Origin of the sequence: Rhizobium sp. 62_C5_N11_2, from assembly GCF_051811185.1 — a bacterium.
In the GTDB taxonomy this organism is placed as follows: domain Bacteria; phylum Pseudomonadota; class Alphaproteobacteria; order Rhizobiales; family Rhizobiaceae; genus Rhizobium; species Rhizobium leguminosarum.
Map to the genome: position 1 here is coordinate 4166519 of NZ_JBPWPW010000001.1, position 19541 is coordinate 4186059.

Below are 19541 nucleotides of genomic sequence, written 5' to 3' on the forward strand. Positions count from 1 at the left end.
AAATTGGTATGTTGCCGGGTAGGGCCTTTTGCCCCGTCTGCCAATCTGATGGACGTCCGTCAAATCTGGTGGACAACAATTGATACGTGAAAATTAACCAATCGTTAACGATTGACGCGAATCACGCGCAGGCGCTAGTTTTCCGATGTTCTTCTTGTAAGGGGACATGCGCCATGGAAATTTTTTCTGTGCGGTCTTCTCAGAGTTTGCTTTTTAAAAACAATCCGAATAACGCAAAAAGTTCGAAGACCTCTGATATTGAAATCGAGACCAGAGCTGCCGCCCCGGCCTCGTTCCAGATCGAAGACGAAGTTGGCGAAGGCCCGGATTTCACCGCGGTCAGCCCCGGAGAGCTGCGCAATTACGCACGCCAGAGTTTCGACAGCGGCCTGATCGATCAGAATACCTACGCGGCGATCTCCGAACCGCTACCCATGCACGCGATCGATCCGCTCGGCAACGTCATCGATCTCTCCAGCGTCACCGACGGCACCAGCTTCAATTTCCTCGATTATTACAAAAACCAGTTGCAAGTCGCCATGTCGATCGGCGATGCTGACGAGGTCCAGACGCTGAAATCGATCGTCAATTTCTTGGATGGCTGATCGGAGCATGACGCCGAAAAGTGTGAGCGGATTTCGGATAACGACATAGATAAATCAAAGACAAGCGCGTCGCATGTTTCAAATTTGGCGCGACGCGCTTTAATCAGGCCTTGCGCCAGCCGAGCAGGCCGGGCGTTGCGTGCCAGAGCGCCTGGGCGGCAAACCCCATGAAAAGCACGCCGGAGCAGCGCACGATCAACCGCTCATGGGCGCGATAGAAGCGCCGCACCGTACCGGCGCCGATGATGCCGATCAGGATGATGTCGGCAGTCACGAAACCGACGAACGACACGCCGAGAAGCACCGGCAACGCCTCGAAATCAAGCGCGCCGGCCGAGCCTGCAACCAGCGCGGTGAAAGTGGCGAGCGCCACCGGATAACCCTTCGGATTGGTGACGCCGAAGATCAGACCACGACGAAACGGCCGCTCGACCACAACAAGCGCCTGCCCTTCCGCTTTCGGCTTGGCATTGACCGCGCTCCAGCCGATCCAGGCGAGGTAGAAACCGCAGGCAAGGCCGAGCAAGTCGAAGACGAAGGTTCCGATCGTCTTTGCGCCGACGATCGCGATCAGCGCCAGCGACGACCAGATAAGATCCCCGACCAGATGCCCCATCATGAAGAAAGCGCCGGCCTTGCGGCCCTGCCCGGCGCCGATGCCGAGGAGCTGCAGGAAGGCAGGTCCTGGAATGAGCACGTAGAAGAGCGCCGCCAGGAAGGCGCCGAAGAGCAAAGACTGCGTCATGGAAATGCTCCGGAGGATGAAGACAGCAGACTAAGCGATCACGGCCATCCGTCAAGGGTGGCTACGTGGCCACGAAAGGAGATGCCATAGCGGCAACGTCTCTCCCACAGCGGATGCTTCGCCGTGCAGTCCGCCACTCATTCGATTAGAACGGGGCAGCCGATGCACTCAAATTCTTCGATCGAACACAGCAACTGGCGTCTTCAACCGATAGAGTGTCGTCGGTCGCCGGGCCCGCTCGGTCTGCCGCTTTTCGCCCTCGACCGTTTCGAGAAGATCGAGATCGTTGATCTTGCGGCGAAAGGCACTTTGATCCAGCCGTTCACCCATGACCATTTCATAGATTGCCTGCAGTTCCGACATTGTGAAGACCTCTGGAAGCAGCCTCGCGGGAATGGTCGAGTATGCGCCCTTGCCGCGCAACCGCTCCAGCGCGGCGGTGACGATCCCATTGTGGTCGAAGGGCAGTTCGCCTGCCGCCTCGGCCGGCCGCAATTCGAGAGGGCTTGTGCCGCCAGCCAGTGCTCCCTGTGGGACCAATGCAAAATACGCAATCGATACCGACCAGTCGCGGGGGTCGCGCCGCGCCGAAGCGAAGGTTCCGAGCTGTTCGAAGAATATGCCCTCGAGCCCTGCCTTGGCCTTGAGGATGCGCCGCACGGCTGCCTCCGCATCGACATCCTCGTCCGTATGCACATAGCCGCCAATCAGCGCCGGAACGCCGGCAAACGGCTCGGCGGACCGCGGCAGCAACGCGACACACAATCGTCCTTCGTGCAGCGTCAGCAAAACGATGTCGACTGTCACGATCGGCCGTGCAAATTCATCCTCTGCCATCAGCATCCTCCCGGCCAGTGTTGTCCTGGCCCTCATAGCGGCCGACCGCAAAAATAACAATTTGCAAATAGCAACTTGCAAAATGCACTTTGCAAGTTTATATCATGATCAACGAAAGGCGGCGGGTGACACCGGAGCCGATCGCCAGGCACTAAGCAAAGGAGTGATGCCATGGGTATGGGACGTTTCAGCACGGCCGACTGGGCCGCCTACAATGCGCGCCATGTGGATGGCCGCAGCCGGTCCGAGGTATTCGGTGCCACCGGCATCGATCCGCAGTTCGATCCGGCGCGTTTTTCCACCCGCGAGAGCCGCGACAGCGCCTACAATCCGCAATCGACCCCGATTATTCTAGCCTCGGATGTAACTGGCTCGATGGGCATGATCGCTCACGAGCTCATGCGCGGCGGGCTCATCACCCTGACATCGGAGATCTACGACCGCCGCCCGGTGTCCGATCCGCATATCATGGTGGCAGCGGTCGGAGATGCGTTTACCGATGTGGCACCTCTGCAGGCCACCCAGTTCGAGGCCGATATCTCGCTTGCCAGCCAGATCCGTGCCTTGTGGTTGGAAGGCAACGGCGGTGGCAATGATGGCGAGAGCTACAGCGCCGCCCACCTTCTGGCGGCCCTCAAGACCTCGACCGATGCCTTCGAAAAGCGCGGCCGCAAGGGCTATCTCTTCACCATTGGCGACGAACCGGTTCACAACGGCCTGGCCGCCCACCAGATCGCGCGCATCTTCGGCATCGAACCGCCGCGCGGTCTAAGCGCCCGGGAATGCCTTGCGATGGCGCAGAGGTCCTACGAGGTCTTCCACATCGTCATCCGCGAGGGCTATGCGGCCACCAGGCTCGACCGGGTGCTCGAGAGCTGGCAGCCATTGCTACCCGGCCGCACTTTCGTGCTCGATGATCACAGACGCATCGCCGAACTGGTGGTTTCGATCATCGAGATCACCGAGGGTCGGGATCCGGGCGACGTGGCCGCCAGCTGGCCCGGTGCGGCAGCGGCAGCCGTCGCCAAGGCCATCGGCATTCGTCCGAAGCGGCGCCTGCTGCCCTTCTTCTAAGCCAGACCTTCCAAAGCCCGGGGCGATGGCTCTGGGCGCCATCTTGAGGAGCAGCATGATGAGTACCCAAGCACAGGCCGTGATCGGCGCGCTTTATGGCGATGAAGGCAAAGGACTGATGGTCGATTGCCTTGCCGCGGCCACGCAGGGGGCCGTGGTGGTTCGCAGCAATGGCGGCGCCCAAGCCGGCCACACCGTGGTTGGTGCCGCGGGCGCCCGCCATGTCTTTCATCATGTCGGCTCCGGCAGCTTTGCCGGGGCGGCCACACATTTCAGCCGTTTCTTCGTCGCCCATCCGATGCTGCTGCTCGACGAGCTGGCGGCCCTCGGCCAGCTTGGTGTGACGCCGAAGATCAGCAGCGATCCACGTGCCTTGGTAACGACGCCGTTCGACGTCATCATCAACCAGGCCTTGGAGCTGGCACGCGGCACCGCCCGCCACGGCAGTTGCGGCCTCGGCTTCGGCGAGACCATCGAGCGCAATCTGCGCCCGGATTTCGCCCTCTCGACGAAGGATCTGTTCCGCCCCGATCTGCGCGCCCGCCTTGTCTCCATCCGCGACGCCTGGGTACCAGTCCGGCTTGCCGCGCTGGGCATCACCGCCTTGCCCGCGGAACTCGCCACCGCGCTGGCCGACGACATCACCATCGGCCACTTCGAGGCCGATTGCGCCGCCTATCTCGACCGCGTCACGCTCTGGCCCGACCGACGGCTGTGCGAACGCGGCACCATCATCTTCGAGGCCGCCCAAGGTTTGCTGCTCGATCAGGATAGTGGCGCCTTTCCACACGTCACCCGTTCGAATACCGGGCTCGCGAACATGCTCGCTATCGCCGTCGAGGCCGGTATCACAGAGCTGGACGCAACATATGCGACGCGCTGCTACACCACCCGGCATGGCGCAGGGCCCCTCAAGGGCGAAGTTTCCGCGCTCCCCGGCATCAATGTCGCAGATCCCACCAATGCGCCAAACGAGTGGCAGGGTACCTTAAGGCTCGCCCCGCTCGATCTCGGCGTGTTGCGCGAGGCCATTGCACACGATCTGGCATTGGACCGCGGCGGTATCGCCGTCAAAGCCGGGCTGGCAGTGACTTGTCTCGATCAGGCGGACGATGGCTTTGCCGTGACGGATAACGGAGAGGGAATGCGGCTAGACCCTGCCAAAGCGGCATCGCGCATAGCCAATCTTGTCGGCTTGCCGCTCTGGGCCGAAAGCTGGGGACCGCGTCGCGGTGATGTCAGGCTGCATGTGGATGCAGTCGCCGCGTGAATCGCGGAGCAATAAAAGAGCCCGCGCGGCAATGCCGGCGGGCTGATATCCGGTTCGAAGGTGAACCGTGATTATTTCACGAGGTTGCGCTTGGCGAGCGTGCGCAGGCGCAGCGCATTGAGCTTGATGAAGCCGGCCGCATCCTTCTGGTCGTAGGCGCCCTGATCGTCCTCGAAGGTGACGAGCTTGTCGGAATAGAGCGACTTTTCGCTTTCGCGGCCGATGACCATGACATTGCCCTTGTAGAGCTTCAGGGTCACTTCGCCTTCGACATGCTCCTGGCTCTTGTCGATCAGCGCCTGCAGCATCTCGCGCTCCGGCGAGAACCAGAAGCCGTAATAGATCAGCTCGGCGTAGCGCGGCATGATCTCGTCCTTGAGATGGGCGGCACCGCGATCGAGGGTGATCGATTCGATGGCGCGATGCGCCGAGAGCAGGATCGTGCCGCCTGGTGTCTCGTAGACGCCGCGCGACTTCATGCCGACAAAGCGGTTCTCGACCAGGTCGAGACGGCCGATGCCGTTGTCACGGCCGTAATTGTTGAGCGTCGCGAGCAGCGTCGCCGGGCTCATGCGCACGCCATTGATCGAAACCGCGTCACCTCTCTCGAAGCCGACCTTGATGGTCGTCGCCTTGTCGGGTGCGGCCTCAGGCGAAATGGTGCGCATATGCACATATTCAGGCGCTTCCTGAGAGGGGTCCTCGAGAACCTTGCCCTCGGAAGAGGAATGCAGAAGGTTGGCGTCGACGGAGAACGGCGCCTCACCCTTCTTGTCCTTGGCAACCGGGATCTGATGCTGTTCGGCGAAGGCCAGCAGGTCGGTGCGGCTCTTGAACGCCCAGTCGCGCCACGGCGCGATGATCTTGATGTCGGGGTTCAGGGCATAGGCCGACAGTTCGAAACGGACCTGGTCGTTGCCCTTGCCGGTCGCGCCATGGGCAATCGCATCCGCACCCGTCTTGCGGGCAATATCGATCAGGTGCTTGGAAATCAGAGGCCGGGCGATCGAGGTGCCGAGCAGGTAGACGCCCTCGTAAACGGCATTGGCGCGGAACATCGGGAAGACGAAATCGCGCACGAATTCCTCGCGCACATCCTCGATATAGATCTCCTTGATACCGAGCATCTCGGCCTTCTTGCGCGCCGGCTCCAGCTCTTCGCCCTGGCCGAGATCGGCGGTGAAGGTGACGACTTCGGCGCCGAGTTCCGTCTGCAGCCACTTCAGGATGATCGAGGTGTCGAGGCCGCCGGAATAGGCGAGAACGACTTTCTTCACGTCTTTGTATGATGCCATGATGATGAGGTCCGTTGCATAAAAGGCCGGCGAAAACCCGGTGTCGCGGCACTTTTAGCGAGATTGGCGCGTGACGCAAGGCCAAGTGCGACGCTGATAGTGCCGATACCGTTTGACAGCGCGAAAGCGGAGCCCATATTCGCCAGCGTCCGCAAATGCTCGAGGAGAGGCTGCCCCGTGACGAATATTCAAGACATTTTCAAGAAGTCCAATGTTGCCGTCATCACCGGCGGCGCCTCCGGCATCGGTCTTGCCGCGGCGAAATATTTCGCCGGACGCGGCATGAGCGTCGCCATCGCCGATCTCGGCGGCGATCGGCTGGCCGACGCCGCCAACGAACTCAAGGCCATTGCCGGCGAGGAAAATGTGATGGCGGTCGAGACCGACGTCGCAGTCAAAGAATCCCTGGAGGCGCTCGAGCGCGCCGTGCTCCAGCGTTTCGGCCGTGTGCACGTGCTGATGAACAATGCCGGCATCGGCCCGGAAACCTCGATCTTCAGCCCGCAGGCGAACTGGGACCATATCTTCGCCGTCAACCTGATGGGTGTGATCAACGGCACACGCACCTTCGGCCCGAAGATGCTGTCGCACGGCGAGCCAGGCCTGATCATCAACACCGGCTCCAAGCAGGGCATCACCACACCGCCCGGCAACCCCGCCTACAACATCTCCAAGGCTGGTGTGAAAGTCTTCACCGAAGCGTTGCAGCATGAGCTTCGCAACACCGAAGGCGGAAAGATCTCCGCCCATCTTCTGATCCCCGGCTTCGTCTTCACCGGCCTCACCAAGGGCGACCGCGCGGAAAAACCGGCTGCCGCCTGGACGCCGGAACAGACCATCGATTTCATGGTCGAAAGCCTCGAACGCGGCGATTTCTATATTCTCTGCCCCGACAATGACGTGGCGCGTCCGGTCGACGAACGCCGAATGGCCTGGGCGGCCGGCGATATCATCGAGAATCGTCCGCCGCTGTCACGCTGGCACAAGGACTTCGCCGACAAGTTCAAGGCCTTCCTCGACCAGAAGTAATCGGCACCATCAGAAGGTTTGATTGGTAATTTTCTGAAAGCCGGGTAAGAGATCCCAGATCCTTTCCGGCTTTCAGAGTGTGTCATGGATTTCCTGCCCAGCCTGCCGACCCTTCTCGCCTTTGCCGCCGCGACGCTGCTGCTTGCGGCGACCCCAGGCCCCGACATGACGCTGTCGATCAGCCGCGCGCTGGCCCAGGGCAAGAAGGCGGCCCTCTTCGTTGTCGTCGGCACCAGCCTCGGCATCGTCGTCCACACCATGCTGGTCGCTTTCGGCATTTCGGCGCTGATCACCGCCTCGCCGACCGCCTTCCTGATCCTGAAGACCGGCGGTGCCGCCTATCTGCTCTGGCTGGCGGTGCAGGCGATCCGCTTCGGTTCGAAGCTCACCGTCGCCAAGGTCGAGGAGCAGAAGGGCACGCCACTTTCGAACATCTCGTCGGGCTTCTGGGTCAATCTTCTGAACCCCAAGGTCATCATCTTCTTCATGACCTTCCTGCCGCAGTTCGTCAGCGCCGGCGATCCAGCCGTCACCCAAAAGCTGCTCTTTCTCGGCTTCTGCTTCATCCTGATCGGCATGCCGGTCAACGCCAGCGTCGTCTTTGCCGCCGACTGGCTGGCCTCCTGGCTGCAGAATAACAAGAAAGTGCTGCGCGGCATGGACTATACCTTCGCCGGCGTCTTCTCGGTCTTCGCCGCGAAGATCCTGCTCACCCAAGCGAAATAGCCCGCAGACATTTAGTCGGTCCGCCCGCCGTCGGCCTTAGCCGATCGGCACGCTGTCGGTTTACCCGATCAGCCCGCTGTCGGCCTAGCCGATCAGCACGCTGTCGGCGTCAACCGATCAGCAGGGCGTCATCATCCAGCGTCTGCCCGCGCATCTTGCGGAACATCGCGATCAGATCCTCGACCTGCAATGTCTTGCGGCTGTCGCCGGCGACATCGAGCACGATCTCGCCGCCATGCAGCATCACCGTCCGGTGGCCATAATCGAGCGCCTGGCGCATCGAATGCGTCACCATCAGCGTCGTCAGCTTGCGCTCGGAAACGATTTTCTGGGTCAGGCCCATGATGAATTCTGCCATGCCGGGGTCAAGCGCCGCCGTATGTTCGTCGAGCAGCAGCACTTCCGAGCCCGCCAGCGTCGCCATGACAAGCGAGACCGCCTGCCGCTGGCCGCCGGAAAGCAGGTCCATGCGGTCCTTCATGCGGTTCTCCAGCCCGAGATTGAGCTCGGCGATCCTCTCGCGAAAATGCTCGCGCCGTTTTGCGCCAAGCGCCGAAACAAGCCCGCGCCGCTCGCCGCGCCGCGCCGCAAGCGCCAGGTTCTCCTCGATCGACAAGGCACCGCAGCTTCCGGTCAGCGGGTCCTGAAAGACACGGGCGACAAGCCCGGCGCGCGCCGCCGTCGTCTTGCGGGTCACGTCGGCATTGCCGATCAGCACCTGTCCCTCGCTTGCCAGCACATCGCCGGCGAGCACGCCGAGCAGCGTCGATTTGCCGGCGCCGTTCGAGCCGATGACGGTGACGAAGGAGCCTTCCTCGATCGTCAGGCTGACACCCGAGAGCGCCTGCTTCTGCAGCGGCGTGCCGCGCCCGAAGACGACCTTGATGTTCTTGAGGTTGATCACGACGCGGCACCTCCACGCAAACGGGGAAGGATGAGCGCCACGGTCACCAGCACGGCGGTGACGAAATTGAGGTCGGACGCCTGCAGACCGATAACGTCGCTCGAAAGCGCCAGCTGGATCGCGATGCGATAGAGGATCGAGCCGAGCACACAGCCGACCAACGCGATCAGCAGACCGCGCCGCCCGAGCAGCGTCTCGCCGATGATAACGGCAGCGAGGCCGACGACGATCGTGCCGACGCCTGAGGTGACGTCGGCAAAGCCGTTCGTCTGGGCAAACAGGGCGCCGCCGAGCGCCACCAGCGCATTCGAGATCGCCATGCCGAGATAGATCTGCCGGCTGGTATCGACGCCCTGGGCCCGCGCCATCCTTGCATTGGCGCCGGTCGCCCGCATTGCCAGCCCCGCATCGCTTTCCAGGAAACGCCAGACCAGGATGAGCGCGATGACGACCAGAACACCGACGAAGAGCGGCCGCACGTAGAAATCGCGAAGGCCATGGCCGAAGAACGGGCTGATCATCGTGTCGGCATTGATGAGGGCGACATTGGGTTTGCCCATCACGCGCAGATTGACGGAAAACAGCGCGATCATCGTCAGGATCGAGGCGAGCAAATTGAGGATCTTGAAGCGCACGTTGAGCAGCGCCGTCACCATGCCCGCAGCGGCACCTGCCGCCATGGCGATCAGAGCCGCGAGCCAGGCGTTGACGCCGGCAATGATCAGCACGGCCGTCACCGCCGCACCAAGCGGAAAGGAGCCATCGACCGTCAGGTCGGGAAAGTCCAGAACTCGAAAGGCGAGATAGACGCCGAGAGCGACGAAAGAATAGACTAGGCCGAGCTCGACGGCCCCCCAGAATGCGATTTGGCTCAAGGCTTTCAGCCCCTTTTTATGTCCGTTCCGCCCGTCGCGAAACGGAGCCTATTAATACAAACAACCGCTCCCGTGCAAACGAGAGCGGCTGAATACGACGAAGTCGCTAGACGTACCGGCCGACTATTCGATGACCTTGTTGGCGCGGGAAAGCACGCTCTGCGGCAGCGTGACCCCCATTTTCTCGGCCGCCGCCTTGTTGACGACGAGGTCGCTGCCGGCGGCGGTCTTGACCGCGATGTCGCCCGGGTTCTCACCCTTCAGCACGCGCACGACGATGTCGCCGGTCTGCTTGCCGACATCATAATAGTTGAAGCCGAGGGCGGCGATCGAACCGCGCGAAACCGAATCCGTGTCAGCGGTAAAGAGTGGCAGCTTGCTCTCCTCGGCAACCGCGACGGCGCCTTCGAGCGCGGAGATGATCGTGTTGTCGGTTGGAATGTAGATCGCATCGGCGCGGCCGACGAGCGCGCGTGCCGCACCCTGGACCTCGGCCGACTTGGTGGCGGCCGATTCGACCACCTTCAGGCCAGCCTTTTCGGCTTCAGCCTTCAGCACGGCGAGCAGCGAAACGGAATTCGCCTCGCCGGAATTGTAGAGATAGCCGATGGTTTTCACATCAGGCAGGATTTCCTTGATCAGCGCTATGTGCTCGGCGACCGGCGACATATCGGAGAGGCCGGTGACATTGCCGCCGGGCTTGTCCATGTTCTTGACGAGTTGGGCGCCAAGCGGATCGGAGACGGCCGTGAAGACGACGGGAATGTCACGCGTCGAGGAGACGACGGCCTGGGCCGAGGGCGTCGAAATCGGCACGATGACATTGGGCTCGTCGCCGGCGAACTGGCGGGCAATCTGGGCTGCCGTCGCCGGATTGCCCTGCGCCGACTCGAAGACGAATTTCAGGTTCTCGCCCTCTTTATAGCCGGCGGCCGTCAGCGCATCGAGAACGCCCTTGCGCGCCGCATCCAGCGCCGGATGTTCGACGATCGCCGTCACGGCGACGGTGACGTCATCGGCCTTTGCGGGCAGGGAAAGGGCCAAACTGGCGGCAAGAGCGAGCAAAATCGGGCGCATGGGGATCCTCCTGAATGATTTTGGCGCCACTTTTAGGAAAAGCACCCCCTGAAATCAATCGCGGAGAATTGTAGCGAGGATCAAACTTGCTGATCAGTCGTCGGCGCCGTGATTGGCGATCATCATCGCCTCGAAGGCCAGACGTTCGGTCTTGCGCATGCGTTCGGATTCCGATTTCAGCTGGCCGCAGGCGGCAAGAATGTCGCGGCCGCGCGGCGTGCGGATCGGCGAGGCATAACCCGCCGAATTGATGAAATCGGCGAACTTCTCGATCTGCTCCCAGTCGGAACACTGGTAATTGGTGCCGGGCCAGGGATTGAACGGAATGAGGTTGATCTTCGCCGGCACCCCCTTCAGGAGCTTGATCAGCCCCTTGGCGTCTTCCAGGCTGTCATTGACATCTTTCAGCATCACATATTCGAAGGTGATGCGCCGCGCGTTCGAAAGGCCCGGATAGGTCCGGCAGGCCTCGATCAGTTCCTTCAGCGGGTACTTCTTGTTGATCGGCACGAGAATGTCGCGCAGATCGTCGCGCACCGCATGCAGCGAAATCGCCAGCATGACGCCGATTTCCTCGCCGGTGCGGAAGATCTCCGGCACGACACCGGAGGTGGAAAGCGTCACGCGGCGCCGGGACAGCGACAGGCCGTCACCATCCGTGGCGATCAGCAATGCCTGCTTGACGGCATCGAAGTTATAAAGCGGCTCACCCATGCCCATCATGACGATGTTGCTGACCTTGCGGCCCTCGGCAGGCATGATCGTACCCTGCGGCGCTTCGCGGTCCGGGAAATCGCCAAGCCGGTCGCGGGCAAGCAGCAGCTGCGAAAGAATTTCCTCCGCCGTCAGGTTGCGCACCAGACGCTGCGTCCCGGTATGACAGAAGGAACAGGTGAGCGTGCAGCCGACCTGGCTTGAGATACAGAGCGTGCCGCGGCCCTCTTCCGGAATGTAGACGGCCTCGATCTCGACGGGACGCCCGGCGCCCCGCGGCGGGAAGCGCAGCAGCCATTTGCGCGTGCCGTCGTTGGAGACCTGCTCCTCGACGATCTCGGGACGTGCGATGGTGAAATGCTGCTTCAGCATCTCCCGCATGTCCTTGGCGACATTCGTCATATGGTCGAAGTCGGAGACGCCGCGCACATAGATCCAGTTCCAGAGCTGCGAGACGCGCATCTTGATCTGCTTCTCGGCCACACCCTTTTCCCGGAGTGCCGCCCCCATCTCCTCACGCGACAGGCCGATCAACGAGGGTTTCTCGATGTTGGCGGACGTGCGCGCCTGCGGCTTGGTGACAACGATCGCATCCATGACGGACATAGGCATTTATCCCGAATTCGAACATGTGCCGGCTCTGCGAGCCCGCGCGCTTCAGGGGGTAAGCCGGAAGACTTGCGGGCGCATGACGGCACATCGGCAGAAATTGAATGGCGGAACGGCGACTGGTATCGCGATCTGTCCGCTGTTGGCGTCGGCTTTACCATCATTTTGCCCGCGCGTCACTATCAAGCATGTCGCGCAAAAACACGCGGCGGTTTTGCAATTACGGCACGCTCAAACCAAACTCCTAAAGCGCGGCAGGCGGATCTGAAAGACCGCCTCGCGCCTTAGATGGAAACGACAAGAGCCGGCGCAAGGCCGGCCCTTGAAATTCTGCGGCCGGAAGGACCGCCTACTTGCAGGTTTCGATCTGCTTCAGGGCAGCCGAGATGCCCGAGAGCGAATAGCTGTAGGAGGTGCCCGTGCCCTTGCGCGAAACGGCATTTACCGTCATCGAATGACCGGTCTTCATCGCCGCGACGAGGGCCGGCTCCTGGGCAGCATTCTCGACCCAGCCAGCCTTGTCCTTGGTGAACATCACGAAGGTCTTGTTGTCGATGACGACGTTGATCTTCGAATTTTCCTTGACCGTGTAACCCATCATCGCCTGCGGCTCGTAGGAAATGTTCTGGCCCGGACGCTGCGAGACGATGAAGAAATTGTCGCCGTGGTCGACGCTTGCCGGCTGCTTTGCCGTCGGAACGGACAGCACGTAGCAGACGGTGCTGCTGCCCGACTTGTAGGAGTAGGCGCCCCATGCCTGGAACTGCTGGATGCGGTTCGGCGCGGCCTGCTGCGCTTCCGCAACTCCGGCCATAACAAGGGTGAGTGCGAGAGCGGATACGATACTTTTTACAAACATGGATTCCTGCCGGTTCTTGCGATTCAAGGCCCGAAGCGATCATAGCGGGCGCCGCATAATCACGATCTGCTTTATTTTGACTTAATTCAGGTTACCAAATGGTCAACAATAGCTGCGATTTGTATCTGCCTGTGTCATTTCAGCTCGAGTGTCAATTTTCGCCCCTTTGACGGTATCGACCGCGACACCGTGCCCCAATGGCACTGATCGTCCGTTCGGCTGAATTTAAGACACAAAGATTCAGGCAAGAGTTTGACCTTTCCCAAATCCGTTGTACCTCATTAAGACTTGGAAATCCGGGACGAAATTGTTGCCGCAGGGGGCTGGTGAGGGGATATGGATGCCGAGGAAAGACAGCGTTTCGCTGCCCTCGCGAAGGCCGTCGCGAACGATCGCGACCAGCAGGCCTTTTCCATCCTGTTCGACTATTTCGCACCCCGCCTGAAGGCCTGGCTGATGCGCCAGAGGATGACATCAGGCGAGGCCGAGGAACTGGTCCAGGAGATCATGATCGTGCTCTGGCACAAGGCAGACCTCTATGATGCCACGCGATCTTCACTTTCGACCTGGCTTTTCCGCATTGCCCGCAATCGCCGCATCGACATGCAACGCCGCGCCAATACCCGCATCTTCGATGAGACTGATCCGGCCCTGCAGCCGCCGGCCGATATCGGCGCGGAAGAACTCATCGCCAATGACGATCGCGACGCCAAGATACGCGCCGCCGTCGGTCAACTGCCGGAGGAACAGCGCGACATGCTGCGCGCCGCCTTCTTCCTCGGTCAATCGCATTCGGAGATCGCCGAATCGACCGGGCTGCCGCTCGGCACGGTGAAGTCGCGCATCCGGCTTGCCTTCGGCAAGCTCCGCAAGGTGCTGGAACGCGAAATCGCCTGATGCAATGTCGCCCAGACGGGCGCAGCGGTTTTGAGATGACGACACGCATGAAACAAGCGTGTCACATCCCGGCTCGATTCGACGCGCTTTAAATCGTCTTCATCGCTTCTTCCGGCCGGTCGGCGAGAACGCGGTCGGCTGCTTCGTAGTGGCCCGGCCGGATATGGCCGCGCACCATGGCGAAGGCGGCCGAGAGCACGGCAATGTCGTCGGAAAAGCCGATGACGGCGAAAATATCCGGGATCATGTCGATCGGCATGACAAAATAGGCGAGTGCCGCGAGCAGCACGCCGCGCACCTTTGTCGGCGTCTGCGGATCGAGCGCGCAATAGAAACCGGCGACCACATCGCGCGAGAACGGGATCTGTCGCACCGCCCGTCGGAACGTCGGCCAGAATTTCTGCCTGACGGTCTTCTCGCGCCGGCTTTGGGTGTCCTCGTCGCCCGGCAAGAGGATTTCGCCGAATTTGACCTCGTCCATCCCTGCATCCCTTTTGTCCATGCGAACATATGGTGACGGCGCCCAGTCTTTCAATCGGCCCCTTTCAATCGGCCCCATATTCAAACGACACGTCGCGCCGCAGCCTTCTCCATTGCTTTGGCGAGCTTGAAATCCAGTTCCGTCAGCCCGCCGGCATCATGCGTGTTCAGCGTCACATCTACCCTGGAATAGACGTTGAACCATTCGGGATGGTGGTTGAGCTTCTCGGCCGCAAGTGCTGCCTGCGCCATGAAGCCGAAAGCCTCGACGAAATTTGCGAACTTGAACGTCTTCGATATCGAAGAAGCCGCATCATTGAGCACCCAGCCCGAAAGCTCGGTCAGTTGCGCCTCGGCCGCCGTCCGTTCCAGTTTTTCCATTTTCATGCCATGGTCCTCTCATCTGTCAAACAGGTTACCGATGAAACGCATCAGCATCCTCTTCGTTTGCATGGGCAATATATGCCGTTCTCCGCTCGCGGAGGGAATTTTTGGCCATCTCGTCGCCGAGGCGGGGTTGACCGGCGATTTTACGATCGATTCCGCCGGCACCGGTGGCTGGCATGAAGGCGAGCCGCCCGACCGGCGTTCGATCGCCATCGCGAAAGGCCACGGCATCGACATATCGAGACAGCGCGCCCGCCGCGTCCAACCGAGGGATTTCAAGGATTTCGATCTGATCCTCGCCATGGACCGCGACAACCTGGCGGCGCTCGAAAAGAGCGCGCCGCATGGGGCGAATATCCACCTTTTCGGTGACACGGCGCTGGGAACGGGAGAGGATATTCCCGATCCCTATTATGGCGGCCCGGGCGGTTTCGAACTGGTCTACACCAGGCTCTTGACCGGCTGCTGCAGCCTGCTCGAAACGCTAGGCGTCGAGCGCGCCTCGTGCAGCGGGAACACTTCCTCGGTCAGGTAAGGCCCACCACCAACCGATTCGCGCGACGAAAGCAGCACGAAGCGCGGTGCGGTGAAGGTTGTGGTGTGGAAGTTGCCGCGCCCCGCCAGATATTGCACGACATCGTCGAGCCGCGAGGATTTGAGCCGCGCCAGCGTCACATGCGGCATGAATTTGCGGGGATCCGGCGGCAGGCCGATACGCTGGCAGATGCGCTCGATCTCGCCTTGCAGGGCATACATTTCTGGCGATTGCGAGACGCCGGCCCAGACCGAATGCGGTTTCTTCGATCCGAAGGAACCGATGCCTTCGAGCCGGAACTGGAATTCCGGCCGGTCGATCCGGTCGAGGCGTTCAACGATTTCATCGGCCGTGCGGCCGTCGACATCACCGATGAAGCGCAGGGTGATGTGGTAATTCTCCACATCGATCCATCGTGCTCCGGGGAGGCCACCGCGCAGCAATGAAAGACTCATCGCCGCATTGCGCGGAATTTCGAGGGCGGTAAACAGTCTCGGCATCACGAGCACTCCCCGAATCTTTTGCAGGTGCTCACACGGAATCACGCAATCAACAACCGCGCAAGCCCCTATTTCTTCACAGAAGAAATCGTTTCGACGAAATTTGTGACAGCAGGCTCCATCTTTTCGACCATGACGTCGACACCTCTCGCATTTGGATGCATGCCGTCTTCGAGCTTCAAGTCCGCCTCCAGCGCGACGCCGTCGAGGAAGAAGGCATAGAGTGGAAGCTTATGTTTTTCCGAGAGTTTCTGATAGATCGGGTTGAATCGTGCGGCATAATCCGCCCCCATGTTTGGCGGCGCTATGATACCGGCGAGCAGCACGCCAATCCCACGCTCCTTTAGCCGGGTAATCATTTGATCGAGATTCTTCTCGCTCTCCTCTGGCGGGATGCCGCGCAACGCATCATTGGCGCCAAGCTCGAGAATGACCCCATCGGTGCCGTCGGGCACCGACCAGTCGATGCGCGCAAGGCCTGCTGTCGTCGTGTCGCCGGAGACCCCGGCATTGGCAATGGTGACGTCGAGCCCCTTCGCCTTCAGGGCCGCCTGCAGCTTTTCCGGAAAGCCATCGCCGGGCGGCAGCTGATAGCCCGCCATCAAACTGTCCCCGAAACCGACGAGATTGATCGTCCGGGCATCGGCTGCAGTGGCAAAGATCAGCGAGACGGCAATGACGGTGAATTGAAGGGCGGCAACTTTAAATCTCATGCTGGCTTCCCTAGATTGGCGAGGTGCCGTTATGCGGCCATTCGATTACGGACTTATATAGGGCGATTTCTGTTGGCAAAAACCATTATCGAGTTGAAGGGCGCCGATCTGACCCTTGGCAGCGCAGCCGCCTCCGTCCATGTGCTGAAGGGCATCGATCTCGATATTGCTGCCGGTGAATCCGTCGGCATCGTCGGCCCTTCCGGTTCCGGCAAATCCACCCTGCTGATGGTGCTTGCCGGGCTGGAGAAACTCGACAGCGGTGAGATCAACATCAACGATACGCCGCTCCATAGCCTCAGTGAGGACCAGGTCGCCGATTTCCGCGGCCGCAACATCGGCATCGTCTTCCAGTCCTTCCACCTGATCGCCAACATGACGGCGCTGGAAAACGTCGCCGTGCCGCTCGAGCTCGCCAATGTCAGCAACGCCTTCGAGATCGCTCATCGCGAGCTGAAATCGGTCGGCCTCGGCGAACGGCTGAGCCACTATCCCGGTCAGCTTTCCGGCGGTGAACAGCAGCGCGTGGCCATCGCCAGAGCGCTCGCCCCGTCGCCGGCCCTGCTGATCGCCGATGAGCCGACCGGCAATCTCGATACCGAGACCGGCCGCCAGATCGCCGACCTTCTGTTCTCCAAGCAGGCCGAACGCGGCATGACCCTGCTTCTCGTCACCCACGACGTCTCGCTTGCAAACCGATGCTCGCGCCAAATTCGCGTCCGCTCCGGCAGGATCGAAGGTGACAGTGCCGCCCACCGCAGCGAAGCGGCGATCGCATGAGGATCATCACGCCACGCGTCTCGCTCGCTTTTCGCCTGGCGCTGCGCGAGCTGCGCGGCGGCATCCGCGGCTTCTACATCTTTCTTGCCTGCATCGCGCTCGGCACGGGCGCCATCGCCGCCGTCAATTCCGTTTCGCAGTCGATCACCGACACGATCGCCTCGCAGGGGCAGGAACTGCTGGCCGGCGACGTCCGTTTCGAACTCAACAACCGCGAAGCCACACCTCAGGAAAAAGCTTTCCTCGAAGGCCTCGGCACCGTTTCGGTGTCAACAGGCCTGCGCTCGATGGCCCGCAAGCCCGACGGTTCCGATCAGGCACTGGTCGAGGTCAAGGCCGTCGATGACGCCTACCCGCTCTACGGCAAGTTCGTGGCCGAACCGGACTATCCGCTTGCAGCACTGCTTTCGGGCCAAGGCGGCACCTATGGTGCGGTCGCAGCCCCGCTGCTTCTCGATCGGCTCGGGCTTGCGGTCGGCGACGAATTGCTGCTCGGCAACGTCAAGCTCAGCATCACCGGCACGGTGAAAACCGAACCGGATGCGCTGTCGGAAGGTTTTGGCTTTGCGCCGCGTCTGCTCGTCAGCCGCCAGGCGCTTCTAGCCTCCGGGCTGATCCAGACGGGAAGCCTGGTCGAACACGCCTACAAGATCCGGCTGGAAGACAAGGCCGCGATGTCGGGCATCCAGGCGCGCGCCTCGAAGGAATTCCCCTCCGCCGGCTGGGCGATCCGCACCAGCGACCGCGCCGCGCCCTCGCTCACCGAAAACATCACCCGCTTCTCGCAGTTCCTGACGCTGGTCGGCCTCACCGCGCTGATCGTCGGCGGTGTCGGTGTCGCCAATGCGGTGCGCGCCTTCCTCGATTCCAAACGCACCACCATCGCCACTTTCAAATGTCTCGGTGCACCGGCGCAGGTCGTCGTTCTGATCTATCTCTTCCAGATCGCCATCATCGCTCTCGGCGGCATCCTGATCGGCCTCGTCATCGGCGCCCTGTCGCCGATGTTTGCCGCGCAATTCCTGGCGCAATTCCTGCCGGTCTCCACGACGCCGACCCTCTACCCCGGCGCCCTGCTGCTCGCCACGCTCTTCGGCATCCTGACGACGCTCGCCTTCGCCATCCTGCCGCTCGGCCACGCCCGCGAAGTGCCGGCGACGGCCCTTTTTCGCGAACAGGGCTTCGAGGCCCGCCACCTGCCCTCCTGGCCCTACATCCTGCTTGCCGCCCTGTTCATGGCCGCCCTTGCCGGGCTTGCCATCCTCACCGCCTATGACCGCTTCATCGCCGTCGTCTTCGTCGGCGCGATCGTTTTTGCCTTCGTCGTCCTGCGCCTGGTCGCCGCCCTGATTGCCTGGCTCGCGCGCCGCAGCCCGCGCGTCAATTCGCCGGCACTGCGGCTTGCGATCGGCAACATCCACCGCCCCGGCGCACTGACCCCCTCGGTCGTGCTCTCGCTCGGCCTTGGCCTGGCATTGCTGGTGACGCTCACCCTGATCGACGGGAACCTGCGCCAGCAGCTAACCGGCCGTATGAACGAGGGTGCGCCGAACTTCTTCTTCGTCGATATCCAGAGCGCCGAGGTCGATGCATTCCGCGATCTCGTCCAGGGCCAAGCGCCGCAGGGCAAGCTCGTCGAAGTGCCGATGCTGCGCGGCCGGATCATCGCCTTCAACGGCGAGGATGTCACCAAGATGAACGTGCCGGCGGCCGGCCGCTGGGTGCTGAACGGCGATCGCGGCATCACCTATGCCGAAACCCTGCCGGAGAACGCCGCCCTCACCGAAGGCAAATGGTGGGACAAGGATTACAGCGGCGAGCCACTCGTCTCCTTCTCCTCGGAAGAGGCGCATGAGCTCGGCCTCAAGATAGGCGATAAGGTCACCGTCAACGTGCTCGGCCGCAACATTACGGCGAAGATAGCCAATCTGCGCCGCGTCGAGTGGGAATCGCTGTCGATCAATTTCGTCATGGTCTTCTCGCCGAATACCTTCCGCGGCGCCCCGCATGCGTGGCTCGCGACGCTGACCGATCCCTCTTCGACACCGGCCGAAGATGCGGCGATCCTGAAATCCGTCACCAACACCTATCCGACGATCACCAGTGTGCGCGTCAAGGACGCGATCGATATCGTCAACCAGCTGGTCGCACAGCTTGCGACCGCGATCCGCGCCGCAGCCTCCGTCGCCCTCATCGCCTCGATCCTCGTCCTTGCCGGCGCGCTTGCCGCCGGAAACCGGGCGCGCACCCACGACGCGGTGGTGCTGAAGACGCTCGGAGCCACGCGCGCCATGCTGATCCGCGCCTTCAGCTACGAATATCTGATCCTCGGGCTTGCGACCGCAATCTTCGCGCTGATCGCCGGCGGCGTTGCCGCCTGGTTCATCGTCGCCCGCATCATGCGTCTGCCCTCGACATTTCTGCCCGACGTGGCGGGACTGACGCTTGTGACCGCGCTCGTCCTCACCGTCGGCATCGGCCTTATCGGCACCTGGCGCATCCTTGGGCAGAAGGCGGCCCCCGTTTTGCGCGAGCTCTGACCGGGCAGCGGCACTCAAACCCTTCACCTTACGGCGATTTAACCGGCCGAGGCTTTGCAAGCCTCTTGTTTGCAATGGGCGAAAGCCTCA

At 61.7% G+C, this 19541-nt stretch carries 21 protein-coding genes; 9 read left to right on the plus strand and 12 right to left on the minus strand.

Annotated features, from left to right (window positions below; translation table 11 throughout):
* Positions 1–173 precede the first annotated feature (173 nt).
* Entirely contained in the window at positions 174–605 is a 432-nt protein-coding gene (locus tag AB8B31_RS20480) for a hypothetical protein (RefSeq protein WP_028733545.1), read from the plus strand.
* Between the two features lie 103 nt (positions 606–708).
* On the opposite strand, the gene AB8B31_RS20485 is transcribed toward AB8B31_RS20480, so the two are convergent.
* Positions 709–1350 carry a LysE family translocator gene (locus tag AB8B31_RS20485; protein WP_024320406.1) on the minus strand — a complete coding sequence of 214 codons (642 nt, stop codon included), beginning with the start codon at positions 1348–1350 and terminating at the stop codon, positions 709–711.
* Between the two features lie 168 nt (positions 1351–1518).
* Positions 1519–2187, minus strand: coding sequence for an NUDIX hydrolase (locus tag AB8B31_RS20490; protein ID WP_028733546.1), 669 nt, complete (start codon positions 2185–2187; stop codon positions 1519–1521).
* A gap of 171 nt (positions 2188–2358) precedes the next feature.
* Between AB8B31_RS20490 and AB8B31_RS20495 the strand changes: the two genes are divergently transcribed.
* Together AB8B31_RS20495 and AB8B31_RS20500 are read left to right on the plus strand one after the other, a co-directional pair.
* Positions 2359–3261 carry a VWA domain-containing protein gene (locus AB8B31_RS20495; RefSeq protein WP_028733547.1) on the plus strand — a complete coding sequence of 301 codons (903 nt, stop codon included), beginning with the start codon at positions 2359–2361 and terminating at the stop codon, positions 3259–3261.
* 58 nt (positions 3262–3319) lie between these two features.
* Positions 3320–4531, plus strand: coding sequence for an adenylosuccinate synthetase (locus AB8B31_RS20500; protein ID WP_028733548.1), 1212 nt, complete (start codon positions 3320–3322; stop codon positions 4529–4531).
* Positions 4532–4602: 71 nt separating this feature from the next.
* On the opposite strand, the gene AB8B31_RS20505 is transcribed toward AB8B31_RS20500, so the two are convergent.
* On the minus strand, positions 4603–5826 hold the full coding sequence (locus AB8B31_RS20505) for an argininosuccinate synthase (protein WP_028733549.1): 1224 nt from the start codon (positions 5824–5826) through the stop codon (positions 4603–4605).
* A gap of 177 nt (positions 5827–6003) precedes the next feature.
* Here AB8B31_RS20505 and AB8B31_RS20510 point away from each other — a divergent pair, with 177 nt between their 5' ends.
* Both AB8B31_RS20510 and AB8B31_RS20515 read left to right on the plus strand, forming a co-directional pair.
* Complete coding sequence (locus tag AB8B31_RS20510; protein WP_018448238.1) at positions 6004–6855, plus strand: SDR family NAD(P)-dependent oxidoreductase; 852 nt, start codon at positions 6004–6006, stop codon at positions 6853–6855.
* Positions 6856–6939: 84 nt separating this feature from the next.
* Entirely contained in the window at positions 6940–7581 is a 642-nt protein-coding gene (locus AB8B31_RS20515; RefSeq protein WP_017995428.1) for a LysE family translocator, read from the plus strand.
* 109 nt (positions 7582–7690) lie between these two features.
* Here the strand turns inward: AB8B31_RS20515 and AB8B31_RS20520 are convergent, their stop codons facing one another.
* The 5 genes from AB8B31_RS20520 to AB8B31_RS20540 all read right to left on the minus strand — a co-directional run bounded on the left by AB8B31_RS20520 (position 7691) and on the right by AB8B31_RS20540 (position 12619).
* On the minus strand, positions 7691–8485 hold the full coding sequence (locus tag AB8B31_RS20520; RefSeq protein WP_018448239.1) for an ABC transporter ATP-binding protein: 795 nt from the start codon (positions 8483–8485) through the stop codon (positions 7691–7693).
* A complete protein-coding gene (locus AB8B31_RS20525) occupies positions 8482–9360 on the minus strand; it encodes an ABC transporter permease (protein WP_017989717.1) in 879 nt (292 codons plus the stop codon). The genes AB8B31_RS20520 and AB8B31_RS20525 overlap by 4 nt, the downstream gene beginning before the upstream one ends.
* Before the next feature lie 123 nt (positions 9361–9483).
* Positions 9484–10437 carry an ABC transporter substrate-binding protein gene (locus tag AB8B31_RS20530; RefSeq protein ID WP_018243954.1) on the minus strand — a complete coding sequence of 318 codons (954 nt, stop codon included), beginning with the start codon at positions 10435–10437 and terminating at the stop codon, positions 9484–9486.
* Positions 10438–10530: 93 nt separating this feature from the next.
* On the minus strand, positions 10531–11757 hold the full coding sequence (rlmN, locus tag AB8B31_RS20535) for a 23S rRNA (adenine(2503)-C(2))-methyltransferase RlmN (protein WP_018243955.1): 1227 nt from the start codon (positions 11755–11757) through the stop codon (positions 10531–10533).
* 352 nt (positions 11758–12109) lie between these two features.
* Positions 12110–12619, minus strand: a complete 510-nt coding sequence (locus tag AB8B31_RS20540; RefSeq protein WP_018243956.1) for an invasion associated locus B family protein — start codon at positions 12617–12619, stop codon at positions 12110–12112.
* A gap of 336 nt (positions 12620–12955) precedes the next feature.
* Between AB8B31_RS20540 and AB8B31_RS20545 the strand changes: the two genes are divergently transcribed.
* Complete coding sequence (locus AB8B31_RS20545) at positions 12956–13516, plus strand: sigma-70 family RNA polymerase sigma factor (protein ID WP_028733550.1); 561 nt, start codon at positions 12956–12958, stop codon at positions 13514–13516.
* A gap of 88 nt (positions 13517–13604) precedes the next feature.
* On the opposite strand, the gene AB8B31_RS20550 is transcribed toward AB8B31_RS20545, so the two are convergent.
* Positions 13605–13997 (minus strand): YkvA family protein, encoded by a 393-nt coding sequence (locus tag AB8B31_RS20550; RefSeq protein WP_012759347.1) that lies wholly within the window; start codon positions 13995–13997, stop codon positions 13605–13607.
* Positions 13998–14077: 80 nt separating this feature from the next.
* A complete protein-coding gene (locus tag AB8B31_RS20555) occupies positions 14078–14383 on the minus strand; it encodes a 4a-hydroxytetrahydrobiopterin dehydratase (protein WP_028733551.1) in 306 nt (101 codons plus the stop codon).
* 34 nt (positions 14384–14417) lie between these two features.
* Between AB8B31_RS20555 and AB8B31_RS20560 the strand changes: the two genes are divergently transcribed.
* A complete protein-coding gene (locus tag AB8B31_RS20560; protein ID WP_028733552.1) occupies positions 14418–14918 on the plus strand; it encodes a low molecular weight protein-tyrosine-phosphatase in 501 nt (166 codons plus the stop codon).
* On the opposite strand, the gene thpR is transcribed toward AB8B31_RS20560, so the two are convergent.
* Complete coding sequence (thpR, locus tag AB8B31_RS20565) at positions 14825–15418, minus strand: RNA 2',3'-cyclic phosphodiesterase (RefSeq protein WP_018448244.1); 594 nt, start codon at positions 15416–15418, stop codon at positions 14825–14827. The two genes, AB8B31_RS20560 and thpR, sit on opposite strands and share 94 nt — an antisense overlap.
* A 68-nt stretch (positions 15419–15486) precedes the next feature.
* Positions 15487–16131: an arylesterase gene (locus tag AB8B31_RS20570; RefSeq protein ID WP_018243961.1), complete on the minus strand. Its 645-nt coding sequence runs from the start codon at positions 16129–16131 to the stop codon at positions 15487–15489.
* 72 nt (positions 16132–16203) lie between these two features.
* Between AB8B31_RS20570 and AB8B31_RS20575 the strand changes: the two genes are divergently transcribed.
* Both AB8B31_RS20575 and AB8B31_RS20580 read left to right on the plus strand, forming a co-directional pair.
* Positions 16204–16911 carry an ABC transporter ATP-binding protein gene (locus AB8B31_RS20575; protein ID WP_018243962.1) on the plus strand — a complete coding sequence of 236 codons (708 nt, stop codon included), beginning with the start codon at positions 16204–16206 and terminating at the stop codon, positions 16909–16911.
* Positions 16908–19451: an ABC transporter permease gene (locus tag AB8B31_RS20580; protein ID WP_028733553.1), complete on the plus strand. Its 2544-nt coding sequence runs from the start codon at positions 16908–16910 to the stop codon at positions 19449–19451. Before AB8B31_RS20575 ends, AB8B31_RS20580 begins: the two co-directional genes overlap by 4 nt.
* Positions 19452–19541: the final 90 nt, after the last annotated feature.